Source organism: Aquimarina sp. I32.4 (assembly GCF_002924285.1).
Classification (GTDB): Bacteria; Bacteroidota; Bacteroidia; order Flavobacteriales; family Flavobacteriaceae; genus Aquimarina.
Genome location: NZ_PGUB01000041.1, coordinates 1 through 24,853 on the forward strand (window position 1 = coordinate 1; position 24,853 = coordinate 24,853).

At 32.9% G+C, this 24,853-nt stretch carries 11 protein-coding genes; 2 read left to right on the forward strand and 9 right to left on the reverse strand.

Features of this window, described 5'->3' with window-relative positions; all coding sequences use genetic code 11:
- The 8 genes from CVD18_RS10970 to CVD18_RS11000 form a co-directional block, all read right to left on the reverse strand.
- A partial coding sequence (locus CVD18_RS10970) for a transposase (RefSeq protein WP_103864054.1) occupies window positions 1-343 on the reverse strand: 343 nt, incomplete at its 3' end.
- A gap of 496 nt (window positions 344-839) precedes the next feature.
- A complete protein-coding gene (locus CVD18_RS10975; RefSeq protein WP_103865490.1) occupies window positions 840-4,910 on the reverse strand; it encodes a T9SS type A sorting domain-containing protein in 4,071 nt (1,356 codons plus the stop codon).
- Window positions 4,911-4,914: 4 nt separating this feature from the next.
- Window positions 4,915-7,005 carry a fibronectin type III domain-containing protein gene (locus tag CVD18_RS10980; RefSeq protein ID WP_146052758.1) on the reverse strand — a complete coding sequence of 697 codons (2,091 nt, stop codon included), beginning with the start codon at window positions 7,003-7,005 and terminating at the stop codon, window positions 4,915-4,917.
- A complete protein-coding gene (locus CVD18_RS10985) occupies window positions 7,005-11,855 on the reverse strand; it encodes a hypothetical protein (RefSeq protein ID WP_103865492.1) in 4,851 nt (1,616 codons plus the stop codon). Before CVD18_RS10985 ends, CVD18_RS10980 begins: the two co-directional genes overlap by 1 nt.
- The gene (locus CVD18_RS23360) at window positions 11,852-11,974 is read right to left on the reverse strand and encodes a hypothetical protein (protein ID WP_255409440.1); all 123 of its coding nucleotides are present in this window, start codon (window positions 11,972-11,974) and stop codon (window positions 11,852-11,854) included. Before CVD18_RS23360 ends, CVD18_RS10985 begins: the two co-directional genes overlap by 4 nt.
- Window positions 11,975-12,180: 206 nt before the next feature.
- On the reverse strand, window positions 12,181-12,597 hold the full coding sequence (locus CVD18_RS10990) for a hypothetical protein (RefSeq protein ID WP_103865493.1): 417 nt from the start codon (window positions 12,595-12,597) through the stop codon (window positions 12,181-12,183).
- 1 nt (window position 12,598) lies between these two features.
- Window positions 12,599-19,033 (reverse strand): glycohydrolase toxin TNT-related protein, encoded by a 6,435-nt coding sequence (locus CVD18_RS23140; RefSeq protein WP_233194528.1) that lies wholly within the window; start codon window positions 19,031-19,033, stop codon window positions 12,599-12,601.
- Window positions 19,034-19,051: 18 nt separating this feature from the next.
- Complete coding sequence (locus CVD18_RS11000; protein WP_103865494.1) at window positions 19,052-21,481, reverse strand: hypothetical protein; 2,430 nt, start codon at window positions 21,479-21,481, stop codon at window positions 19,052-19,054.
- Window positions 21,482-22,007: 526 nt separating this feature from the next.
- Here CVD18_RS11000 and CVD18_RS11005 point away from each other — a divergent pair.
- Both CVD18_RS11005 and CVD18_RS11010 read left to right on the forward strand, forming a co-directional pair.
- On the forward strand, window positions 22,008-22,820 hold the full coding sequence (locus tag CVD18_RS11005) for an alpha/beta hydrolase (protein WP_103865495.1): 813 nt from the start codon (window positions 22,008-22,010) through the stop codon (window positions 22,818-22,820).
- A gap of 10 nt (window positions 22,821-22,830) precedes the next feature.
- Window positions 22,831-23,451: a hypothetical protein gene (locus CVD18_RS11010; protein ID WP_103865496.1), complete on the forward strand. Its 621-nt coding sequence runs from the start codon at window positions 22,831-22,833 to the stop codon at window positions 23,449-23,451.
- 48 nt (window positions 23,452-23,499) lie between these two features.
- On the opposite strand, the gene CVD18_RS11015 is transcribed toward CVD18_RS11010, so the two are convergent.
- Window positions 23,500-24,402: a LytTR family DNA-binding domain-containing protein gene (locus tag CVD18_RS11015; RefSeq protein ID WP_103865497.1), complete on the reverse strand. Its 903-nt coding sequence runs from the start codon at window positions 24,400-24,402 to the stop codon at window positions 23,500-23,502.
- Window positions 24,403-24,853: the final 451 nt, after the last annotated feature.

The following is a 24,853-nucleotide window of genomic DNA, read 5'->3' on the forward strand; positions in this document are numbered from 1 at the left end:
CCGCTTGTACGTAACTATGGAAACCTTGCTCTGGATTATTAAGTCGTTTTGATAATCCATCGTGTACAGCTGGAGTAATGATTCGCTTGCGCTGCTGTTTTTCTTTTGAATTCAAAAGCATGGCGAATAAACCTCCTTCTTTATATAACTTGAGCCAAAGTTCCATACTACGAACGTGATATCCTAAATGTTCTGCCAAGGCTGATTGTGTAGAAAAGCTTGATTCTCTAATATGTAACAAAGATTGTAGTCGTAATACATTTTTAGGATTAGTCTCTTTTCTGATTAAATTCCGTAAATGACTTGAGGATTCTTTTACTTCTAATAATATATGCTTACCCATTCTTTAAATATACGAAAAATTTATCCGTAAATTGTATAAGATATCATCACGTTCAGGATGATACTGATTTAAAAGAAAGGAATAATCTTTATTTTCATGAGTATTGGCACATAGCCTCCTTTATAGTCAACACAATATGAGTGGCTTAAAAAAATCATACAAATTAATTCTTAAAACCATAAATCATGTTAAAATCAATTTTAGAAATTAAAGGTGTTAAATCACTAACAAGGAATGACCTAAGAACTATAGATTGTAGTATCATATTTGATGCTTGCGATGAGCCGCATCCTACAAATGATGATACGTTTGAATCTTGTATGAAATATAACGGGTGTGGTCCTTCATAAGTTACACCTTATAATACTAAGGTTTACTAAAAAAAGCCTTTTTCAGGGCTTTTTCTTTTAATTATCAACAAAGTTTATAGTGTTTTTGTAAAACTATACAGATCAACCATAAGCTGCTCAAAGCACAATTTTTTTTACCGTTTTAATTACTTTACAACCACTTTTCTAATCGCAGTTCCATAGGGTGTTTCTAGTACTACCGCATATACTCCCGATGGTACTTGTATCGTAAATGGGGTTTCATATTGTTTTTCGCCTGATTGTTTTTTCTGAGCCAGTATGGAATTATTCGAGAGACTAAATACTTTTATATTAATATCTTTTTGTTTTTTAAGAGCTACTTTTACAAAGAACTTCCCATCTGAGGGATTAGGATATACAATAAACTCTTCGATATTACCTAATTCTTGATCTTCTTCTGTATGATTATCAAGTGTTTCTTTTTCTAATACAAGTATTTCTTGAGTAAAAGCCTCTTTGCAATCCCCTAGTTGAGTGATCATTGTGATTTCGTACTCTCCAGCTTTATCAAAAGACAATTCTACAAGATCTTGATCTTGTGTAACGATTGTAGCCTGTTCTGGTAAAATCCATTCGATATGATCTGGTATTGGGTATGTAACATCAATCACAACAAATTTTTCATTGGTAAATACTTGACTGGCAGATAAAAACTCAGCATTAATTGCTGCATCTACTTCATTCACAACAACAGAACCACTTCCTACACATCCTTTGCTATCTGTAATAGTAAGTGTATACACACCACTTTGATCAACATTCACTACTGGTTGATTACTTGTAAATCCATTTGTAGCTGTCCAGTTATAAGTGGCACTAGGATCATCAATATTATTTGATAAAGTAGTGCTTTGTCCCAAACAAATAAATCGCTCTTTACCCAAATCAACAGTAACTGAGGCTGGGTCTTCTATCTCATAAGTACGCACAATGTCTTCATTCTCAAAACCACTTACTGTTACAGTATATGTTCCTGCACACAGATTAGATATGGTATCAGTAGTCGCCCCTGTGTTCCAGAGATATGTGAAATCTCCATTTCCTTGATTCACTTCAAGCGCTATACCTGCTGTGCAATCTCCATTACATACCAATAATGTAATAGTTGGATTTATAATGTCAGGCTGTTCTATTTCGTAAGTGTTTTCGATTATACAATTGACATTATCGGTGATTATGACCTTATAACTACCTGCGATTAGGTTGTCAACTCGATTAGCGTTTCCAATTGTAGTAGTATCAGAAAGTCTGATCCAATTAAAAGTATAAGGTTGTTGTCCTCCATCCATGATAAGTTCAACACTACCATCTGTACCGCCATAAGTAGAGGCATCTGTACTATTTTCTTGTTGAATTCTAAATTGATTCGGCTGGTTGGTAATGGGAATAGTAGCTTCTACAGTACAATTATTAGCATCCGTTACTACAATAGTATATTCTCCTACCTTTAAGTCTTTCAAGTCTTCTAATTCTTGACCATTGCTCCAAAGAAAAGTATACGGAGCAGTACCACCTACAACACTTATATTGATAGCTCCATCTGCTCCTTGTGGACATGTTACTGTTGTTGTACTTTCTTGTACAATCTCTAAACTGTTTGGTTCTGTGATGTTAAATTCTGAAGAATTTATTTCTGCTGCACTTCCGCTATCGTCAGTAATAGTAACTGTATAGACTCCAGGAGTAAGATTATCTGCGGTAGGGTCATCTGGTCTACTAAAACCTGTGTCTCCTTGTTTTGTCCAGTGATATGTATATGGTTCAACTCCACCTATGACTGTTACTGTAATACTTCCGTCTGCAGATCTATTACAACTAATATCGTTTTCATCTATACTTTGTATTTCTAGAAGTTCTGGTTGCGTGATCTTAATAGGTTGATCAAGTGATACGGTACAAAGACCTTCTGTAAGTTCTAAAGTATATTGACCTTGAGGTAAATTTATAAGACGGGTATCTGTAGATCCTGTAGGTGGTGTGTAAATAACACCATCTTTAAACCATTGTATGGTAAAGGGAGCTGTACTATTAACAACACTAACCTCAAGTACTCCTGTGGCTCCTCCAAAAATATTATTATCTATATGATTACCTAGCTGTTCAAATACTGCTACTCCTGCAGGAGGTACTTCTATCTCTATAGGGCTCCCAAAATTATTAATCTCACAATTATTTTGATCCGTTACTTTATATTCATAAAAACCAGCTCCTAGATTAGAAAGAGTAGCACCTGATTGAGTAAAAGAAGTGTCAAAAAGCTTAGTCCACACTACAGTATATCCATCGGGGTTATCAACAAGGTCAAATGGAGTCCCTCCTGAAATAGATAATGCTATAGATGCATCCTTACTTTTAGGGCATTGTATTTGGCTTATAGTTGTTGTAAGTAAAAGAGGGTCTGGCCCTTGTACTTCAAAAGATTTTTCAGCCTTATTTCCTCCATTATCAGTAACAACTACTTTATAAGTTCCTATTCCTACACTTGATAATGTAGCCGCTGTAGTGCCATCAGACCAGAGATAACTATATGCTCCTGTAGGGGTTAAAAAACCTCCTGCTGCACTAGCAATAAGACTTACTTTGGAGTCTGCACACTCTACCTTATTAGGGGTCATACTCATAGTAATCGCTATAGGTTTTGGGTCTTCTAAAATAAAAGTTTCTAGTACTGAGCTACAACCATTATTATCTGTTACCACAATAGTATATATGCCCGCATATAAATCATTGATACTCGTATTTGTAGAACCAACAGGCGGAGTAAAAGAAATTCCATTTCTAGCCCAATTATAAGTTGTATAATTACCTGATCCCCCCGCTATAGTAATTACAATACGCCCATTATTACCTGCAATACGTGTAGGATTTTTAATCAAAGATTGTAAGCCTGTTACATCGGGTATACTAGAAAAGCGCTCTTCTACAGAAATGACAGGACTTGATACGGTACATCCATTTCCATCTCGTATTAGAATCGTATAATTGCCTTTTTTAAGGTTATCGAATAGGGCAGAAGTTTGCCAAGAGGCTCCATTATCTTTAGAATACTCATAAGTGGGAGCTGGTGCTACTCCAGGAGTTCCGCCCAAAGGAGCAACGGTAATACTCCCATCATTACCCCCAAAACATTGCACTCGTGTTGAAGTACCTATCACAGATAATTCTGGTAGTACATTAATAATAAATGGATCACTTTGATCATAAACGTCTGGGGTATTTTTGATATCATCAAAACCCTCTCCGTTACTCTTGGTTTGCCAGAATAACTTATAAGTACCAGAAGGTAGGTTTTTAGGTTCCCAAGTATAAGAACGACCGGTAAAATCGGCTTTTGTTAAGATTTTTGATTCATAACCATCAAAAGTAGTAGTCCCAACTATTTGCTTATAAACCTCAAGCTTCATTTTTTCTTGCTTGGTATCATCTAATGCTTTATCAAAGGTTACTCTAAAACTACCATTATCATTATCGTTTGTATTAATGCTATTACTACAAGAAGGTTGAATATCAACTATAGGACCATCTAGTGTGGGTGAACAATTAAGGATCGTCAAGGATCGAATATTCGTAAACTTTGTACCATATCCAGTTTGAAACTGAATAGTACTTCCTTTTTTCCATTTATCTGCTGTAGTGTTGGTTCCATCAAAGAGCTCTTTTAAGGTAAAAGTGGTTTCTCTTCTTTCGTTTTTAGAAGCAGGAAAATCAACCCATCCTTGATTATCTATATTAAACCGCCAATGGTACCCATAATTAAGTGTTATTTCCTGATCTATGCAGAGTTCACTTACTGCGGGTTTATTAATATGAATCGTATATATCCGCGTGAAAAAATTACAATCTATGCGATTGCTATTAATCAAAGAGGTCGCAAAGTCATTTTTATTGTATTCAAAGGTGTCATTTGAATTACAGGTATCACTATTGGTAATAGAAATCCAATGACTCTCAAGATTAACATTTACAGTATTGAAGTTATTATTCAATCGGACAAGATCATAATAAACTTCTCCTGTATTTCCCGAAGCATCATATCTTATAGATCCATAGTTCTCGGGAGAATCAGTACTTATATTTGCATTAAAGTAATTTGCATGTGTTTCCCTATCTACTTTAGTAATAATCAAAAACCCATAGTCTTGAGCGAGTCCAATTTGGACTATAAGAAAAGTAACGAAATATATAATTTTTTTCATAGTTCTAATATTTTACTTCAATTTCTTCCCATTCACTTATACTACCGTCATTAAATATGGCTTTAAAAGCATAGGTATAACTTGTATTAGTGATTAACTTCTGATCAATCCATCTGTTATCATTTGGATCTAATCTTTTATATAGTATAAATGGTGTTTCTTTCGTTTTGCGATAGACTTGTATTTCTATAGCATTTGTAGTAGTAAAACGCCATGTAAGTTGTATGAACTTTTGTTCTCGATCTACCGTGGCATATAATCCTTTTATTCCAGGTTGCAAGAGTGTCCCTGGCATATTAATTAAAATAGGAGGCGTAGGTTCACTTTCTAAACCACCTTGATCTATCGTAATTAGTGTGTAGTTATATTTTTTTCCAGGATTGACTTTGCCATCTATAAAGCTTGTAACGGTATCTATACTTGTTTCGAATATTTTTTGCCAAGGTTGACTAATCGAATCCTTAGCTTCTTTACGATATACAATGGTCGATTTCCAATCTTCTACAGAGCTATTTATCCAACTAAGACTTACCTTATTTTTTTTGATTTCGTAGGTTTTAAATACAGGAGATGTGGGAGGTATGCGATCAGGTTTTATTAATATCAAAGTATCTGATCGCAATGATTCATTATATCGATTATCTTCTGCAACTATATGATAATACACCTCTTTATCAAAAGAAGTCATATCAATACTGTCTATAAAGCTCTCTTTGATAAGATTAGCTTTGTTTAATTTTGTAAACTCTTGATCTTTACGGTAGGCTCTTAGAATGTTATATCCTTTTAGATCTAACTCGGCATTTTTGCTCCATTTTAGGGTTACTACTCCTAATGTGTCTACAGTACCCTCGAGCCCTTGTGGTTTTTTTGGCGGAATACTATCGATGGGTTGAACCATCGCTGGCGGAGACTTTTTGTAGTCTTGATTTTTACCAACTGCTTTTAGTTTAAAATAATTAATATCTGATAGTGGGCTATAAGTAACTTTTTTTTGATCAGGAGCAATACTATCTATAACTGTTTTATAGGGGCCTATAGCAGTTTCGGCACGTAATAATTCATATTTTTTAAGTTTCCATTGTTCATCCTCGGCAAAGGACCACTGTAGTTCTACTTTGTTTTCAGAAATAATATTGGATGAAGTAAAAAGTGGCTCTGATTTAATTTCTTTAAACCCAATAAGTACTGCAGGGTCAGAAGGAGGACTGGTTTCGTTAAAGAAGCTAGTTCCTTTAATACGATACCAATACTTTTTACCGTATTGAGGGATAGAGTCGGTATAAGAAACCCCTGTATATGGGGTATCTGCCAATTTGGTGATCGGTACATTATTTATTTTTGTAAAATCTTTTCCGTTTTCTGATCTTTCTAAATTATAAGCAGTATAATATGGTTTTAATTGATCATATTCCCAAACTAGTACAAAGGCATTTTGGTAGAAATATCCGAAAAAATCAGCAGGTTTTGGTAATTCTTCACGATCTTTTATGTTTATAAAAACACCAGAAGGTTCAATCTCTATTTTTTTAGTTGGGATAGCACTTTTTATGTTATACAAATATTTTTCGTTTTCTTTTACATTGGTATCTACATATCCAAGTCCTGCATACTGGGCTACTTCAAAATCCCGATCGATAGCAAACATAGAAAACCCAAACCTACGATCGAGTTCTTCGCTTTCATAAAAAATCTTTAGCAGTTGATTATCAACTTCATTATTAACCTGAAATGACTCTCCGTAAATTGCTTGTGCTGCCACTGCTGCCATTTCATTGTCTTGCACATACGTCCTCCATTCTTCTAGTGGTTTAGGTTTAATAGTATCTCCCGAAAGGATTATTTTTTCGGGATTGGCTAGTGGTTTTCCATCTCGTAACACTGTTGTACGTTCTATAATATAGCCATACTGATTCCCATGTTTCCAAGCATATTTATCAGTGACCCCCCAACGTAATAGTATAGCATCAGCTTTTGCCAAGGCTTTGACAACTATTTTTGGTTGAGCCTCAGTTTCTTTTTCTTGGGCCGATAGTAAAGAAGAAAAGCCAATAAAAGAAATGGTTATATATAGTATGGTCTGTTTTAACATCATTAAAAGAAATTTTTATAGTCTACCTTAATTTTATTACCTGTCGTTTTATTTGGTAATGTGTACTGAAATTCTACTTGATATTTTTCTACATTGATATACGGAAAACTTCCTTCCATAATGTATTTATACTTCTCATATGCATTCATATCTATCGTATTCGTATTCGTATTAAGGTATCTGTTTACAATTTTATATTGCAGGTATACATAATCTTGTTTGTATGCCGCTGCCAGATTCCATCTAAAAGGGAATCGTTCTTTTAAATAGCGGTTTTCAGGATTGTTTTGTACATATTCACTATAAGTAAGAGAAGGTTTTATGTTTTTCATAGGCGGTGTTCCTAATACGTTCTCATTTCTATTGACTCGTATATTGGCATCTAAAGGATAATTCTCATAGAGTAAAGGATAAATTTCTTTCTTAAAATAGACATCAGTTTTCATCCCTACTCCCGACATCAAAGGTTTGTTTAGCGTATATCTCGTACCTACTACTTCATTAACATCAAAAGGTTCGAATTTTGCAATACGTAACTCTAATTGTGCAGCATTAGAAGATCCATCCATAAAGTTATAATAGTCTGTAATATTCATTGCTCTAATTTTCTCTTTGAAGGTGCTGTATTTACTGGTTCCAAAGCTGAATTCTAATCGACTTATAGAGGCATCATTGGTAGCATTCCCTGTAAGGGTATTTTGAGAAATAGCAACAGTATTCTCATCATTCACCTCGTCAATTACGATCTGATTAGAAGATTCATTTCCATTTTCTAATCCTGATTTTGATGTTATCAGTTTGTAGGTAACTCCTGTTTCTTTAGGTAATTTTGGCACATTAAACCGTAATGTATTGCTAGCATTATCATAAGAAAATTCGGTTTTAAATGTTTTTCCATTTTCGGTAACAAAAAACAATTCGTCTTTAAATCCTTTTGTACCAAACAAATAATCTTGTCCTTTTTCTAATTGCACATACCCTGTATTACTTTCTTTAGGTAATACATACCGTTGATCTACTATAGGGTACATATGTTCGATATTCTTATGAGGTATTTTTGTAGGAGCTTTACCTGTAGTAAAAGTTATTGTTCTTTCTTCTAAAACAGGTTTTCCGTTCTCGAGTACTGCTACCCATTGTCCTCCTTGATATTGATTAAACTGTACCTTTACTGTAGCAGTAATTTTCTTTTCTGGCGGAAAAATATCGTCTGTTTCAAAGATCAAAACATCCTTTTTTGTATTCCATACTTGTTCTCCTGATATAATGGTATTTCCATCTTTTAGAGTAATCTCATTAAGCAAAACTTGATATTTTTGATTCCCTTGATCTGTTTCAATTTTTACTATTTCACCTATAGGAACGTTAAAGGCTACTTGCACAGACTCAAATACATCTACTGTTTTTTCATTGTCTTCTGGCATTATATCTGATATGATCTGCAGATTTTGCATCCCGCTTTTTCCTATGATCTCACATTCATCACCTAGAGTAACTTTAAGTCTTGCACGAACTGTAAACCCTAAAACTTCTACACGTACTCCTGCATATCCTTTTACATACCATGGATTTGGTAATTGTCCTTGTGCCAATACGGCGAGTCCTGCTCTAAGGATTGGGGCTCTTAATCTCATACCAAAAACTCTGACTTGCACTCCAATCTCACCTTGTAAAAAAGCGTAAAGTTGTCCTGTAGCATACCATCCATCCATACCTATTGGGCCCGATCGGCCTCTACACTGTGCATCACCAAAATCTTTTAGCATTAGATCAAAGCCTACGCCTGCTTTTACAGAGGCATAGACAATTCCCCAATCAAAGCTTTTTTCCATTGTAAAACTTGCTCCAAAAGCATACCCAGTTCCTCGTGCTAGTTGACTATTAAAGTTTCTTCCAAAAAGAAGCTCCTCTCCTTTTAAACCTAAAATATCTATAACATTAGGAGGAGGTAATGCAGGATCTGGTAATATGGTTCCTGTCATATAATATAGATCGATTGCAGCATCAAAAGGACCGATAGGAATTCCTGCAACACCAAAACGCTTGGTAGGGGTACCAATATAGATATACCAATCATTGGGTGAATCATAGAATTCTATATATCCTAATCTGTTTTTTTCTCCTGCTCCTTTTATCATCCCAAGGTTTAGAAACACATCAAACATCCCCCAGTAGGTATCATTTCTAAAATCAAAATCAATTGCCATTTGTGCTGCAAATTCTTCTTGACCTGTAAGAATATTAGGGAATACATGGGTTGCAAAATATTTGATTCCTTCTTTATCAATAGACATTTCACTAAAAGCGGGATTCTTCTTTTCTTTCTCTGCCAGTTTCACCTGCATATTAGCTACGGTACCAAATGGGCCTGCGTCGCTTCCGTTACCTTTCATAAGAGCTGCACCCCCATAGAATCCAAGTCTACTAATACCTCCACCAGCAGATTGACTATTAAAACTCATCTCGATGGCACAAAGCCCCGTGAAGGTTGCTGATTTTTTAACTTTAAAAGCTGCCATAGCCTTAAAACCAAGTTCTGTATCTATATCGGGTTGATAATAGATTCCTGACATGCTGTGCTTTTCTTTCTCCTCCATGCCAGCTTTGCGCATATGGTGATATACACCACCACCTAGCTCTATAATTTTAAAGCTTTTGGAGCTCTTATTAGACGTTGGTTTTCCAAAAGCATCGACATACCAGTATCTAAAATTATCTTTTCTTCCAAAAATTCCTTTGGCATCAAGCTCTACTTTTAAACTTTCTGCATATAATTTAAGCTCACCAGTGAGCCCCTTACCATATACAGGGTCTTCTCTAAAGAAATTAAGCTCGCCATAGAACTCAAAATTCTTTCGTTTTACATCTACTATGATGGCATCGATTTCTGTAGTATCATATGACCACCTTAAATAATCTCCTTCTTCCAGTTTACCAATGATACGCAATCTGACATCTCCTTTGATTCCTGTTTTATCCAGATTGATATAACTGTTTAAACCAATCTCTGCGCGATCATCGGGATAGGTTTTTGCTTTTATATCATAAAACCCTAGTTCGAACCCACCAATTTGGGGTAATGCAATAGTGTCTTTAAAGCCCATGTATTTTATGGAGAGATACGGGCGTGATTTAGTTTGTATCTTAAAGTTTTGAAATGCGAGCCCTTCAAAATTAAGTGATTCGATCTCATTATTTTTCATGTTTTGCGAAGAAGAAGTCGCTAAAGAATCTTTTTGTTCTTTATTAAATGCCATCAACCCCGTTAGATTCGCTTCTGGATAAAAGTTTCCTTTCTCGACTTCCATTTTAATATAGGATTCGGGAAATAACGTAGCCTTACCTTTAAAAATACTGAAATCTATATCATCGGTTACTTCTACCCGCATACTATAATGGTTATTAGAAGTAATTAAGCCTTTATAAGCTAATGCTCCACCATCTTTGTCTGCCTTACTTATGGGGAGTACTAATTCACCATTAAAATCAGCTTTGATAAAATGATTGACCTGTAAATCTATATTAATAGAGTCTAAGGAGTATTGCCATTTACTGGCATTCCCTTCATTAATATTGAAGATATTGGTAGCAAAAAAGTTACCAGAAACTCCAAAATTATCAATCAATAAACCTTTGGCTCCAAAGGAAATTCGCTTTTTGGATTTTGTAATCTGAAACTCTGGTGGTAGGGTAATGGTTACCTCTTCGCCATAAAAACCACGCCATAGTTCTTTTTGATCAGCTGGTATTAATTGTTGTTCTTCATATATTTTAGGGAATTTTACTACAGAAGAATTCTTGGTATCACTAAGATCTAATACTACATTATGCATTTTAAATCCCCAACCAGATAGTGGCACTAATTCAAATTTTGGTAAATCTAATTCGATCAAAAGATCTTGTAAGGAGTTCGCAACTAGACTAAAGCTTGCCCCTACATAACTCTCATTACCTGCTATTTTTTTACCATCCTGTGGTTTTGTTTCTCCAGGAAACTTTTTGGTGCCGTCTTCATTTAATGGGATGGCTACTGTTTTTGCAATTCGAACATCAGCTTCTAATCCAATTTCACTTACTTTACCTGTACAATCAATTTTTACATAGGTCTGTTTGGTAGCACTACCATCGCTTTCTAGTCCTCCTTTGAATGTAATAGCCCATTGCCCACCACTTTGTCCTACGGGTAAATCCCCAATAAGATTCAATTGTGCTTCGCCATAGATGCCTCCTTGATGTGATAATTTTACATTACTAGCCATAAAGAAAAGTTCTGTGCTTAACTCCCCCAAAGTAAGTTTGGCAAATAAATCAACCTCTGCATAGTTCGCATGTAATTTTGCTTTAACCACCCCTATGGTTATCGAAGAACTTGCTGACACATCTTTTTTGATTCCTACAGGAAATTGCAATAACTCTTTACCACTAAGAATATTAACAAAACTCTTTTGTTTTTCTATTTCCTTAAAAAGCTCTTTGGCCTTACCAATGAGAGAATCTGTCTTTGGAGTAGGTTTATATATTTTTTTGATGTAGTCTTTGGTAAACTCTGCAACCCCCTTAAAGAAACCTTCTGTGGGTGCTTCTGCTAAAGCGGTTTCTAATTCTGGAAAAGATCGAAATTGTTTAGTATTGTATTTACGTAAAGCATAGACACTATTTTGCTGTTCTGCTACACGTTTTGCTTTGAATGCTGCTAATCGTTGTAGTGCTATTGAATCTAATCCTTTTGCAGTAGGCTTATCAAATACTGCTATCGTATTGCTTTTGGATACTAATAACGAATCCTTTTCTGAATTGGCAAAGGATAGTGCCGATAGCAGTAAGGTGAGTATGAGTATGTAGTGATTTTTCATCCTATAGGGGTTGTTTTGTTTCTTTTATTTGTTTCTTCTTTATTTTTAAATCCTCTTAAAATATATTTCCAGCCTTCAATTTTACTATATAATCTAGTAGTTTCATCATATTGCTTCATCCTTTATAGTTTATATAGACAAACTATCTTTTTGCTTTTCGTTTATTTCCATTACTCTATAAAGTCTCTTAACTTCTACTCCTATACTATTCGTTTTCTTTTTTTCTTTGTACTATTTTAATCTTTTGTTTTCATTTGTTCTGCGAAGTCGGGAGGCTTTTCAGAGCGGTGTAAAGGCGAAAAAAAACACACTAAACAATTGCTTTTCAATCTATTTCTTCTATTTGCCAAATGCTTGATATTTTACAAACCCATTTACTCGGTTGACTCTCTCCATATCCAAATACTATAAGAAACTTCTCATTACAGGTATCACATTTTTTCATGAAATACAAAGTAGGTAAATCATACACTAAATATTCTCCAAAATGAGAAGCCCAACTTGAGGAACATGAAGCTATTTTATTATTTAAAATACTTTTTACAGAAAGAAAATTATTTTTATAAACCTGAAAAAATGGAAAACCTGTTTGATAAGGAGTTATTTCAATTTCATTATTCGCAGAACAGTTACAACAGTTAAAAGAAGTTTTTACACTAGGTCGCAATTCTTCATTAATAAATTCATCTTTTGTAGGAGTAATTTCCTTCAATAATTTTATGTTTTTTTCAATTTTATTCACTTCAATTCTTTATTATTGTTCCTGTAAGATTAGAAAAATTACCACTAGGAGAACCTTTAATTGTTATCTTAATATAACCTTCCTCCGCTAACTTATTCCAAGTTTTTGGATAACCAGTTATCTCATCCATTGGCATTTTCCACATCGATTGTTTTGCTCCACCAATTTGACCAAACCATGGTATAACATCTGCATTTTGGGCTTTGAACGGTAAATCTTGTAAAACTTCTATTTCATAGTAGAAATCATACTCTCCTTTTGATTTGTTCAATGCCCTTTGTCCAAACTTATAAGGAGTTCCTTTATTTAATGGACTAGTGAAACTTCCTCCTAAAATAGGGTTGCCGTTAGTATCTATTCCAAAATTACCACTATATCTATCAAACTTCTGACCAGTCTTTATTGGAACATCATCAACAATATTAAAACCTCCATTTGCTGGTGGCCAACTACCATTTAGATTATTATTATTAAATAAAGTTTCTAATTCCCTCCATTTACCTTGTTTGTATAAATCAAAAGCTTGATTTCTTATTGTAGCATTTACTTCTCCTGCTTTATCAAAGGTTCTCGCAAAGTCATCTACATTTTTAAAAAACACTTTTGAAATCCCTCCTGCATTGTTGATCTTTCTAAACCCAACTTCATCACCTTTTTGTAAAATGTCATCTCCATTGTATTTACCTACGACATCTCCATCATCCAAGGTTTTTTTCTTTTGCAGTATTCCATCTACATATCGGGCAACCTCATCACTTTTACCATTAATGGTTTGTATTACTTTAACATCTCCCTTTTTTACTCCACTAAATTTTAATGGAAGTGAAGAGTCAAAAATTTCATCAACTTTTTTAAGACCATCGATTAAATTTTGTTTGCTGGTTCCGCTACCATTAAACAGATCGTATAATCCATCAAAAGAACTTTTATTGTTGTACTCAAACCTTCCACTTACTTTAGAAAGAATTTCAAGGTTACCTCCTTTTGTACTTATTTTCGGGAATTCTTTTAATACTGTCCATGCATCAACGAGATATGGATCATCAATGAATTTTGCAACTAAACTTGAATTATTAAAGTCAAAATCGGTTCCGAATTTTACAATGTCATCACCTAGGTCATCGAGTTTTTTAAGAAGTGAAGCATGAGAGTCTCCTAATTGGTTTACCCAATTTTTAAAACTTGAAATATTATCTGAATATCCATCTAGTTTATTCAAGAACTTCGTTTTAAATGAAGGAACATGAATAGTAGAGGCAGCTAGTACCTGTTCGTACCGCCTTTTTAGATCATCATTTTTCTTAATAAGCTTTTCTAACTCATCAATAGTCTTAATGATATCATCCTCAGTAGCTACTTTATTGTGTTTTTTAAGTCGTATCGCTTTTATAAACTCTTTTATGTCTTTTCCTGAAAGATTTTTTAATTTAACGGCAGCCTTAATAACACCTTCTGTTAAGTCTAATCCAGACTTTGCTGTTAGTGCAAGTCCTATTTTGTTCCAATTAGCCCATTTCTCTTTACATTTTTTTATTTCATCAGGATCAGTTAGATATTGACATTTATAGGAGCCACTTCCCGTAGCCCCCATCACTAGATTTGTTGACGTATATGTAAGATCTAATAAAGGATACCATTTTTTAAAAGCAATGCCTATTTTTGCACTTCCTTTTGCTCCTTGAATAGCTTTAATAGCTAAAGCTCCTTCTCCTAATGTGCCAATAGTAACAGCTACATTAAATGTATTCCATCCTAAATTTTCCCATCTTTTGGTTTTGATACTCTCATCAAGATATTCAATAAATATGGCTGGCACAACAAGCATTTTACCACATAATTCACTTTTTCCTATTCCATCTCTACAATCACTTGCTAATGGTGAAACATCATTAAGAATAAGAACACCCACCAAACTAAAAGGGGAGGTTCCTTCTTCTAATAAATACCCTGGTTTTATACAAACTTTATAGTAATTATCTGTTTTTTGATTAATATGATATTCATATTCAAGACAATTTTTAATACTTACAGTATGTGTTTTCTTATCATATACGTAGTTATAATTATTTCTGTTATCTACAAAAGCAACAAGGGCAAAGTCACGTTGTTTAACATCCCAAGTGATAGTCTTTTTTATATCTAATTTCCCATCTTTTGATTTGTTTATAGCGTTAGATAGTCTATTTAGCTCTAAAAAGAATTTGGTGTAAGATTTATTATCATTAAGTAAATTACTTAGTTTGGTTTTTATATTATATAATAATGGTGCTTTGTCAATACTATAATTTTTGGAAGATTGTAACTCATCAAAAAATATTTTTGCTTGAGAATCTCTAACTGAAGAAACTATTTTGGTAACGATAGCATCTTCATTATTACCAAACATGTTGGTGAGTTTATCTTTTAATAATATTTCAAGAACTTTTAATTTATAATGAATGCCTAAATTTTTTAAAGTTTTGAGCTCTAAAGCATATGCGATCTCAAATAATACATCTCTATTTGCATTCTCAAAAATATTTTTGCTACCAATAATTTCATTAACAAGAAGATCTAGCTCATCAAAAGAAAGAGAGTTAAGTATTTTCTTAATCAGGGAAACATCATCTTTACCATTTGAAAAGAACCCTTCAGAGATATAAGCATTGTTTTTGAAAATAAATTTCAATAGTTCATAGCGTTGATTATAATCTAATGACTTTATAAATTCATCACTTAGATAATAAAGAGCGGAATAAAACTCTTCTTTTGTAGCACTACTACCGAGCTTCTTGTTATAAGTATTTATGTTCTTTTTTATTTTTTCTATAGCTGTTAGATAGATAGATAATGCGCCATCTTTATTCCAAAAAACTTCACGTGCTTTTACAAAGAGTGCTTTATCACTACCCCAAAAAACCTTATCTATTTGATCAGAGAAATCTTTATCAATTTGAGCAACTAAAATGTCATAGTCAATCTTATCCTCATCTTCTGAACATATTAATTTTGCAATTCCTATAAGGGCCTGAGTATCTTCTTCGCTTTTTACTAAATAGCTATATGTTTTATAAAACTTATTCCCATCTGGACATAAATTACAAACTTTAGGACTACTTACATTAGTCAGATAAGGTTTAAGCCCACCAATTAGACTACTTTTTATAAGTGTTTTGTCACGACCTCCACTATTCCATTGTTTTTTACCTTTGTCAACAGTATTTACGTATCCTTCTTTTTTATATAAATCAATACCACAACTGTTATCACTTCTTTTAAGTTTTCCTAAATGTACAGTGACTTTGTCACCTAAGTTTTTAGAAAAATAATCTTTAAATACTCTTTTTTGCCAAACAATTTTTATATCAGTACTTTTTGCATAGCCTTTGAAAACAGTATTTTTGCTCTTTGTACCCCATGTGCCAATATAGCGTTCCCATTTTCCGTTTTCTACAACTGTAAATCCATATAGAGCACCAGTATGGTAGAAAGTAATGTCTTTTGCGTCTACAGGGATCGATATTAATTTGTTTGCAATAGAAACAAAAGATATACAAGATTGATTCTTACTAGTAGTGTTTATAGTAGCCTTGTATTGAGTTTGGCTAAAGACTTTTGGAACCACTGCATTGCCTATTAGATATTGATCTGCTGAATACTCCCCATCACTATCATCCTGAAACAACATCAATTTCAAACTAGGATCACTCATCGTTGCCCAGTTAGGATATCCCAGTTCAGTACCATTACCATAATCCATAAGCCAAGTATTGGCTTGTTCTGCCTTATCAATATTTTCGCCAAAAGGATGTTCTAGGCTAAAAACACCATGTCCCAATTCGTGCGCAGCTACTTTTAGGGCAGAGTCTTTTTTCTCAAGTCCGCTCCCCATATGTTTTTCGAACAAGAACCCCCATTGTCTAGTTTTGGGCATAAAACCACTTAGCGGTTTAGATACCACGAATTCATCACCCAACACCAATACAAAGTATTGCTGAGAGTCGTAGTAAGGATATTGTTTTTTAAAGGCTTTATATATGTTTTTTAATTCTGTAGGATAGTCTGCTAAGATGCCACTACCATCGTAATCAATAACACCATTATCATTGTCATCCCAGTCTTTTTGAGCAATCGTAATATTAATGGCATTAGGTTTTACTTTGAATTTACCACCAGCTTTGCCAAAAATATCATTTAAATCTGCTTCTAGATTCGGCAGATTGTTTCCTCCATTTACAGTAACTACTTGTACGGGAGTTTCGGTATGTTTCTTTAAGTGATGTACAAAGAAACTTGCCGCAATTTTATACTTTTTGTCGGTAGGGTCTAAATAAGTAACAACACATTCTTCTGTACGATAAGGATTTGCACCAGAGATCGTAATTTTATAGGTATTGGTATTGGCTAATCGCTCATGTTTGATCGCTTTATTCTTAGCCGTTTTAATGATGAGGCTATCGATATTTATTTTGGTATCATTAATTGTGATATCTGCATAAAACACATCACTTTCTCCTTGTATGATCGCCTTATGAGCAGGGTAATAAGTTGATCCTTCTGAGGTATTTATTTTTGGGTATGTTGCTTTTTCGTAGTCATTGTTTACCAGATCTAATGCAAATTGTGTTTTGCCTTCCTCATCTTTATGAGTTCTAAAGGTAACAGTAATAGCATCATTGGTAATAGTATCTACATAAGGATCTTCTATCGTACCATTATGAGTCCCCGATTGTATGCCATCTGTATTATCAGTTGTTAAAGAAGGGGATGTATCTCCTGTACCTGTTTGGGTAATAGTACCATCTTTATCTACTGTAAATTCATCACCACTAGCATCGGTTATAGTATAGGTGTCACCCTCATCATAGTCAAAAGTGTCTTGAGTACCGTTTGGGTTTGTGATAATAATCTGCCCATCGGCAATGCTAATATCGTTTGCATCTATATCATAATCAAGTCGTGGAATTTCTGTATTATCCCCACCAGTAAATACATCTGCAATATCTTCGACTACATCGATTACCTCATCTACATCTAGGATATTTCCCCATTTTGAGTCATAGGTGGTAATTACTGTTCCTTCTGCAAGTTGGTTTTCGTTATTTATAAAAACATTGGTAAAATTGACCGCTACTTTGATACTATTAAAGTACGGAAAGGTAACATATCCTTTTCCAGAAAAACGACCATTACTACCATTGGTTTCTGTTACTTTAACAGGAAAATCACCAGCTTTAAAAACATTCCCGGGAAACAATTGTTCTAAAGGTTCCATATTCTCGATATCCATATCAGGAGATATACCACAATCTACTAAACTGGTTTGATCATCTTCATTGGGCGTAGTGAAACTCTGTATACGAGAGTATTCACTTTCTGAAATCAAACATTTCTTATAGACCTGATATTCATATGTAGTTCCTGCTCTCAAATCCCATAACGTAACCCAATTGCCATTAGTTCTTGAAAAAAACCATTCATTTTGATTTCCTTTTTCTCGATAGCGCACCTTAAATTCAGGAACATCGGTTGCAAAATCATCCCACAAAATATTGATATTCTGGACTCCTTTTATCTCATGTCGTACATTCTCTGGAGCGTCACAAGGAGCTGTATAATTAAACCAATATATCTCGCTAAATCCTTTGTTTTTAAAAAGACCTATCTCTTCGGCTCCATTAATTGCTTTTGCTTGTACTCGCCATGCATATCGCTTGTTGGGTAAGAGTAAAGGATCTGCAGGACCATATAAATAAGATGTATTAGTTGTAGTTGTTTGAAATACTGGTGGAGACCCTAAAAAGGCTGCTTGAGGGTTCATTGTCTGATCCCAGATTTCTACAATACTTAATTCGTATTGAACATTACTTACATTAATATGCCTTGGTGTCCACTGAAATAATAAATTTAATGGATTTTGTTCAGAAATATCAGTTTGATTATTTGGGGCAATTAGTAAAGGTGGTTCATTTTGAAAGATATAAGTAGTGGCACACGTTTTTTGTGATATTCGTGCTCCTGTAGGAGCATCATACACCTCAAAACAGAATTGATACGAACCTTCTGGGATTACTTGTCCGTATGCAGCAGGAGAAATACCTGATATGTTTTGCAAAGTAAAATATGGCGCCAATTCTAAATTTGTAAGTAAAAGAGGAATTCCTCCTTCTACAAATAATGACGGAGCTCCTATAATTACATCTTTACTCTCGAAAGCAATACCATTACCTTCAAAATAGGTTTTTAATTTAATCTCTCTCCCAGTTTGAGAAAGGTCATTTAAAACAATTTGGAGTTTTAAAGGACCACTTGAGGAGCTCGCATCTGCATAGGATGAAAAATAAATAGGAGCAGGAGGCATAACCTGAGGCACCAATGTAACTGGATAGGTTTGTGATATCATACCTTGCCATGCAAGTAATGCTATTAAAAACAGAATATGTAACCTTTGTTTCATAAGGGTATGCGTTTGGTTTTATATTTTATCTATATATCTAAGTTCGAATTTGTCTGGGTTCACTTCTTCGAGTGACTTATGATAATAGAAATCAATAATTTGAGATTCTAGATATGACTTGATTTTTTTAACTCCATCTTCTTCTTCATAGAGTTTGTAAGCATTTTTAGCTTCACGTTTTTTAAATTCTGAGATCAATTCATCTGGGTTTGTAACTGATAGGATACTGGTGTAGATATCCATCTTTTTCTTCATCCATCGATGACCTACTAATTTCTTTTGCCTATTGTTCAGTTCTTTTTCTAATTTGTCAATTTCTTTACTATTAAGAGGCTTTTCTTTTTTAAGATCGTCGAGTTTGATTTTGGTTTTCACAAAGCTTCTTTCAAGCTTAAAATCAATGTATTGCATATCTTCTCTTAAGCTTTGTATCACCTCATGTAGTATAGTATCATATGCTTTTAAGAAATCTTCATAGCTATAAAGTGCATCTAAAAAAACAAAGGCTTTTTCTTTATAAAGTCCTGGCTTAGTTTGGTTTTTTACATCGGTAAATAACAGCGTTAAATCTCCTTGTTTTTGTTCTGGGATATTTTGAAATCTAGCGCTATTCTTTACGTTGGTAAGTTGCTCTGTAATTTCTGGTATAGTTCCGCTATAGGTAGTTGATCGATATCTAAACTGTAGGGTTCCTAGTCTAGATATTTTATCATCATCCATTAACTCTCTATTACGTTTTTTGAATTTGATTTTAAAAGTATCGAAACTATAGCTATACCCTAAAGTAGCTGTAAAATCTGTATTATTACCTGCTTTAGATTTTCTAAATAAAGAGAGTACATTGAGCGTGAAATTATGACTTTCATACAGTGTGTAATTACCCCCTAGTCGCAGGTTATAAATATCATTTTGCTTTTCATCATTGGTATATGCTGTGTTATAAGAACTAGAGAAATTTGTTCTTAATTTTTTATCAAAGAAAGATTTGGTAGCCGTAAGTGTTGGTCCAAGTGTAAGGTTTTTTGTTACCCCCACAGTATTATATGAGATATTTGCAGCAAATGAAAAATTAAGAGCGTTTTTTGGGTATCCTAGAATATATCCAGAAGTTATATTGTAAAAGTTGGATAACCCATTTTCTACTGTTTCTTCTCCTTGTTTGTTATTAGAGTTTTGATAGGTAAGATTTATAGTTACTGCTTGTTGTTGACTTTCTGTTTTTTTTAAGGTATAGTTTACTCCAAGGTTCGCATTTTGAGATATTTGCCGATAATTCAAAGTATCTATATTTTCAAATTGATTTACTTCGTTTATAAAGTCAAATTGATCTCTAATATTGGTGTAGGATTGAAAATTTGAATATCCAGCATTAATAGAAAGTTTCTCTGATCCGTTATAGGCTACATTAAAAGCACTTACTATACGCTGTAATTCTGAGCTTTTAGTATTATCCAGATTATCTTTTTGAAGACCAGCATTTACACTTATACTTACTTTATTGTCAATAATGTTCTGAGAAGCATTCACTGTTATGTTTTCGAGGTCATTATTAAAATAATAAGCTCCAAAAGTTCTATAATCAGGATCTATGCGTTCGTATCCCATACCAACAGAACCATTACCTGCAGGATAATCCATTTTTAAATTAAAAGCATTGTAATAATTAGTTGTTACATTTTCAGTCATTAAAAAAGAAAAAAAACCTGCCGATGACATGTTGGATTCTGATATGCGAGTATCTTCGGTCACACCAGAAATGGCATATTCTAAGTTAATTTTTGCTTTTTTGAAAAGAGTAAAATTGGTTTCTGCACTTACTACAGTATTTTCTTTTGGAGTAATCTCTACTTCTATTGGAATAGAATTTCGAAGTGAATTTTCTCTGTCTTTTGCAGTAAAAAAAATTAATCCGATTGAGGCTCCGCCTAAATCATAAGCGGTTTTTAGCCCAAATCCATACCTTTCATAGGCTGGGATTGCTTCAGGAATTTCTTCATCATACTCTGTGGCTTTTAAAAACCTACCGTATAAGGCACTAATTTTAAAAGGTCCATTGGGAGAAAGATCAACACCACCACCAGTAAATTGATGTCCATTTAGGGTATAGGGAGAGAAAGTCATAGAAACATCTCCTATATGAGTTGCAACCCATTTATATGATGGATGAATACTTAGCCTATTTATTTTAAAGGGAGTGCTATATCCAAAATCTTGATTGGTATAAGAAAATGATAGAGGAATATTATATATACCACTAATATTAAAATTAAGATTTCCGTTAACAAAATAGGTAAAAGGATCTCGGTTGGCTGTACCATCATAAAAAATACCATTACTAGAAATTCCACCATTAAATCGTAGTAAAGGAGTTTTCCCTATCTGCTCAAGATTTTGAGCAGAGGCAATAAAAGTATATCCTAAAAAAATGATAAGTAGTTTTAATTTCAATAGGGTAATTTTTTTTGAGGTAGTTTAAATTTTAAGATAAAATTAATAAGACAAATATAGACTAATATAGACTAATGAGCTAGTGACAAACAAGAAGTGTTGTGCAATATAAATGAAAATGTAGTATAAATTTATAAATCATTAGTGCCTAAAAATCTTTTATTACACATACAATCAGTACATTACATAGATTTCATCAAAATAGTTAGAAAACATAGAGTGTTATGTAAAAGGTTCATTACATAACTAAATGTAATTCATCATTTTTTGAATAATTACATATTTTTAACAAAACCAAATTTATACAACACTCTAAAATTACCTATCTCACTTAGTGAGTAAAATCCATATCCGTAAAACTCGACACAAAACAGATTTCTAATTAATATAGGCAAAGGATTGTTATATAATTTATGCCAACTCATCACAGAAACATGACACTTCGCACCAACCTGCATTATATGTGGTTTACATAGTCATTAGAAAATTAATTTTGAACATAATTATAAATCAAAAAACAAATAGTATGTTCAAAAAAATTACTCAGAACGCCATAGGTTTTCTTTGTTTAATTATTGGTTCGTTGGTTCTAAATAGCTGTGAGAAAGAAAATATCTCTTCTATAAAAAACAGCCGTTCTTTTACTCTTGAATCAAAATACACGAATACAAAATATGAGATTAATGTCTTGTATCCTGAAACCTATACTCCATCAAATAGCTACCGCACAGTTTATATGCTAGACGGAGATGATTATTATAAAGAAGCAACAGATGTGGTGATTGAATCTAATAAAGAGGATATTATTCTTATCGGCATTGGATATGATGGAAAAAACAGAAGAGGGATAGATTATTCATATCCCAAAGACAATGATTTCCCCACTAAATCAGGAGGTGCCAGAGAATTCATCAATTTTATAAATAATGAGCTTATTCCTCATATTGAAAATGAGCTTGAAATTAAAAGTACGGATAAAACATTATTTGGTCATTCTCTAGGAGGCTACCTTGCTTTGTATTTGTTATTCCAGCAACAGCAACCTAATCCTTTTGATAATATCATAGCAGCCAGCTCAAATTTTATGTGGTATGACGCATATTTATTCGATTTAGAACAGCAATACTTCAATATCAATGATACACTAAACAAGAACCTTTACATTACCGTAGGAGATTTAGAAGGTGTTTCTATTAACCTTTTTTATAATGCTTTTAAGAATAAAATAAACGAGAGATCCTATATAGGATTGGCACTACATTCTGAAAGATTAAAGAATATTTCTCATAGAAACAGTCCAATTATTTCTTTTAAAAAAGGGCTCTATACAATTTTATAAATTCAATATAATGAAAAACTTTTTACTAGTACTTTGTCTTATTTTCACCTTACCTATTGTAGCCCAAGTACAACAAGAAAATAAGAATCCAACTCAAAACAAATGGAAATTAGAATTGTTATATTCTCATGATATATTGAATACCAGTTATGGAAAAAATTATGGCTATATATTTAAAGGAAAATTGATTTTTTTAGACCGTAAGCATTTTACTTTATCATATGGTTTAGCACATCAAAACAGTTATATAGATGAAACAGAAAACTTATTTACTGAGTATATAGATGGATATACTAGAGATATAGGGTTGTACTCTATTTTTGATATTACTTATTACCCCTTTAATAAGAAAAAATTGTACCTATCGCTAGAACCTTTTATAGGAGCAACACACTTGAAATCTAAAGGAAAATTAAAAATCCCTCAATATTCGATATCTGAAAAATATAAAAATGAGTATGTTTATTTTAACTACGGATTTTCTCAATCTATTGGTTACAACATACATAAATTTAGTGTTAGCGGGTTTACCTGGGTTTCTTTAAAAGGACTCTTAGATCAAGGAAGAAGTAGACCTGCTGATTTTGATTCTAGATTTTTTATTGGTGTCGGTTTAGGATATAGGTTGTAAACAACTTATTCAAAATGACTCTTAAAAAAGTGTAATCCTTACTGTGTATTACACTTTTTTAATGTTAAAAGCATCTTTAAAAGCTTGAAACTTATTTCTTGACACAGGGACTTCCTGAGGTGTTCCGTTAAACTTAATTCTATAATTACGGGCATTTCCAGAGGTTGAACTTATGTTTTTTAAATTAACAACAAAAGATCTGTGGGTACTAATAATAAATGGGTAATCAGCTAGTACATCTTCAAGTTTTTGAATCGTGAGTCGATAAGGTTTACATGTTACTACTTTATTTTTTTTTGTAAAAACATCTATATAATTTCCTTCTGCCTTCGCAAATAAAAAGGTATCAATATCTAGATTCAATACTTCATTTTTATTATTGGATTGTATGTTTATAATAGTAGATCCTGTGTTTTCTCTTTTTGCAACTCTAGACTCCAGTTGTTTGTTATATAGGGATATCTCTTTTAAATTTTCTTTTAAAAGTATGGTGTAATTAAGCCAAACTATTACAAAAGCAGGAACAATACCAATCGTAACAACATAAAATGATGAATCTAAAAAACGGAGTAGGATATTGAATGATGTATGTTTCTTACTAATCATAAAAGACATACTATTATTAAATAGTATGATTACCAAGAGAAGAGATAGGATCAAAAGGATTTCTTTTCCTATTGTCCAGCTTTCTTTTAAATCAGGTGTAAAAAATAGCCTTGGTATAAACTCGACCACAAAGACAATACTTAAAAAAGTTGCCAAGCCTGCTAATGAACATACGAGAGATTTTGAGAATATAAAATTCTCATTTACATAGTTTTCATCTATAGCCATCAAATTAACTACACAAATCAATACGCCAAGAGTAATCGCTATTATTAAATTTCTTCCGAGAGAAAATAAATATGGATAAGGTTTATGTATAATTTGGATACTAAAATTTCTAAACATTTATCACTGTACTATATCTAAAAGTAATATTGATTTTATAATTTAAAAAGGTGTATACAATCAATAATAAAATACCAAATTTATTTATTGGTACTGATCGTTTATACGGTAATAACGAAGGTAAACCATTTACCAAATAAATATTCTCAAAATTTAAAAAAATAAATTCAATTTCTATACGCACGATTTCAAAGTTAAAATGGTACAAACAATTATGATATAGAACATATTCAAGACAAAAAATTATCAAATTAGGATTATCAATCCATATAACCATAAAAGACCATCTATGAATATAGGAAATCTAATTCCTTACCAAGTACACGCAAACTAAAAAACTATTTTAAGATTTATGTAAGCTTTTCTTAAGACAAGGCACTACTTCATAATCTATAGATTATTCATATAACTTATCATTTTACAAAAAAAGAAAAGTAATAATTATCCAATA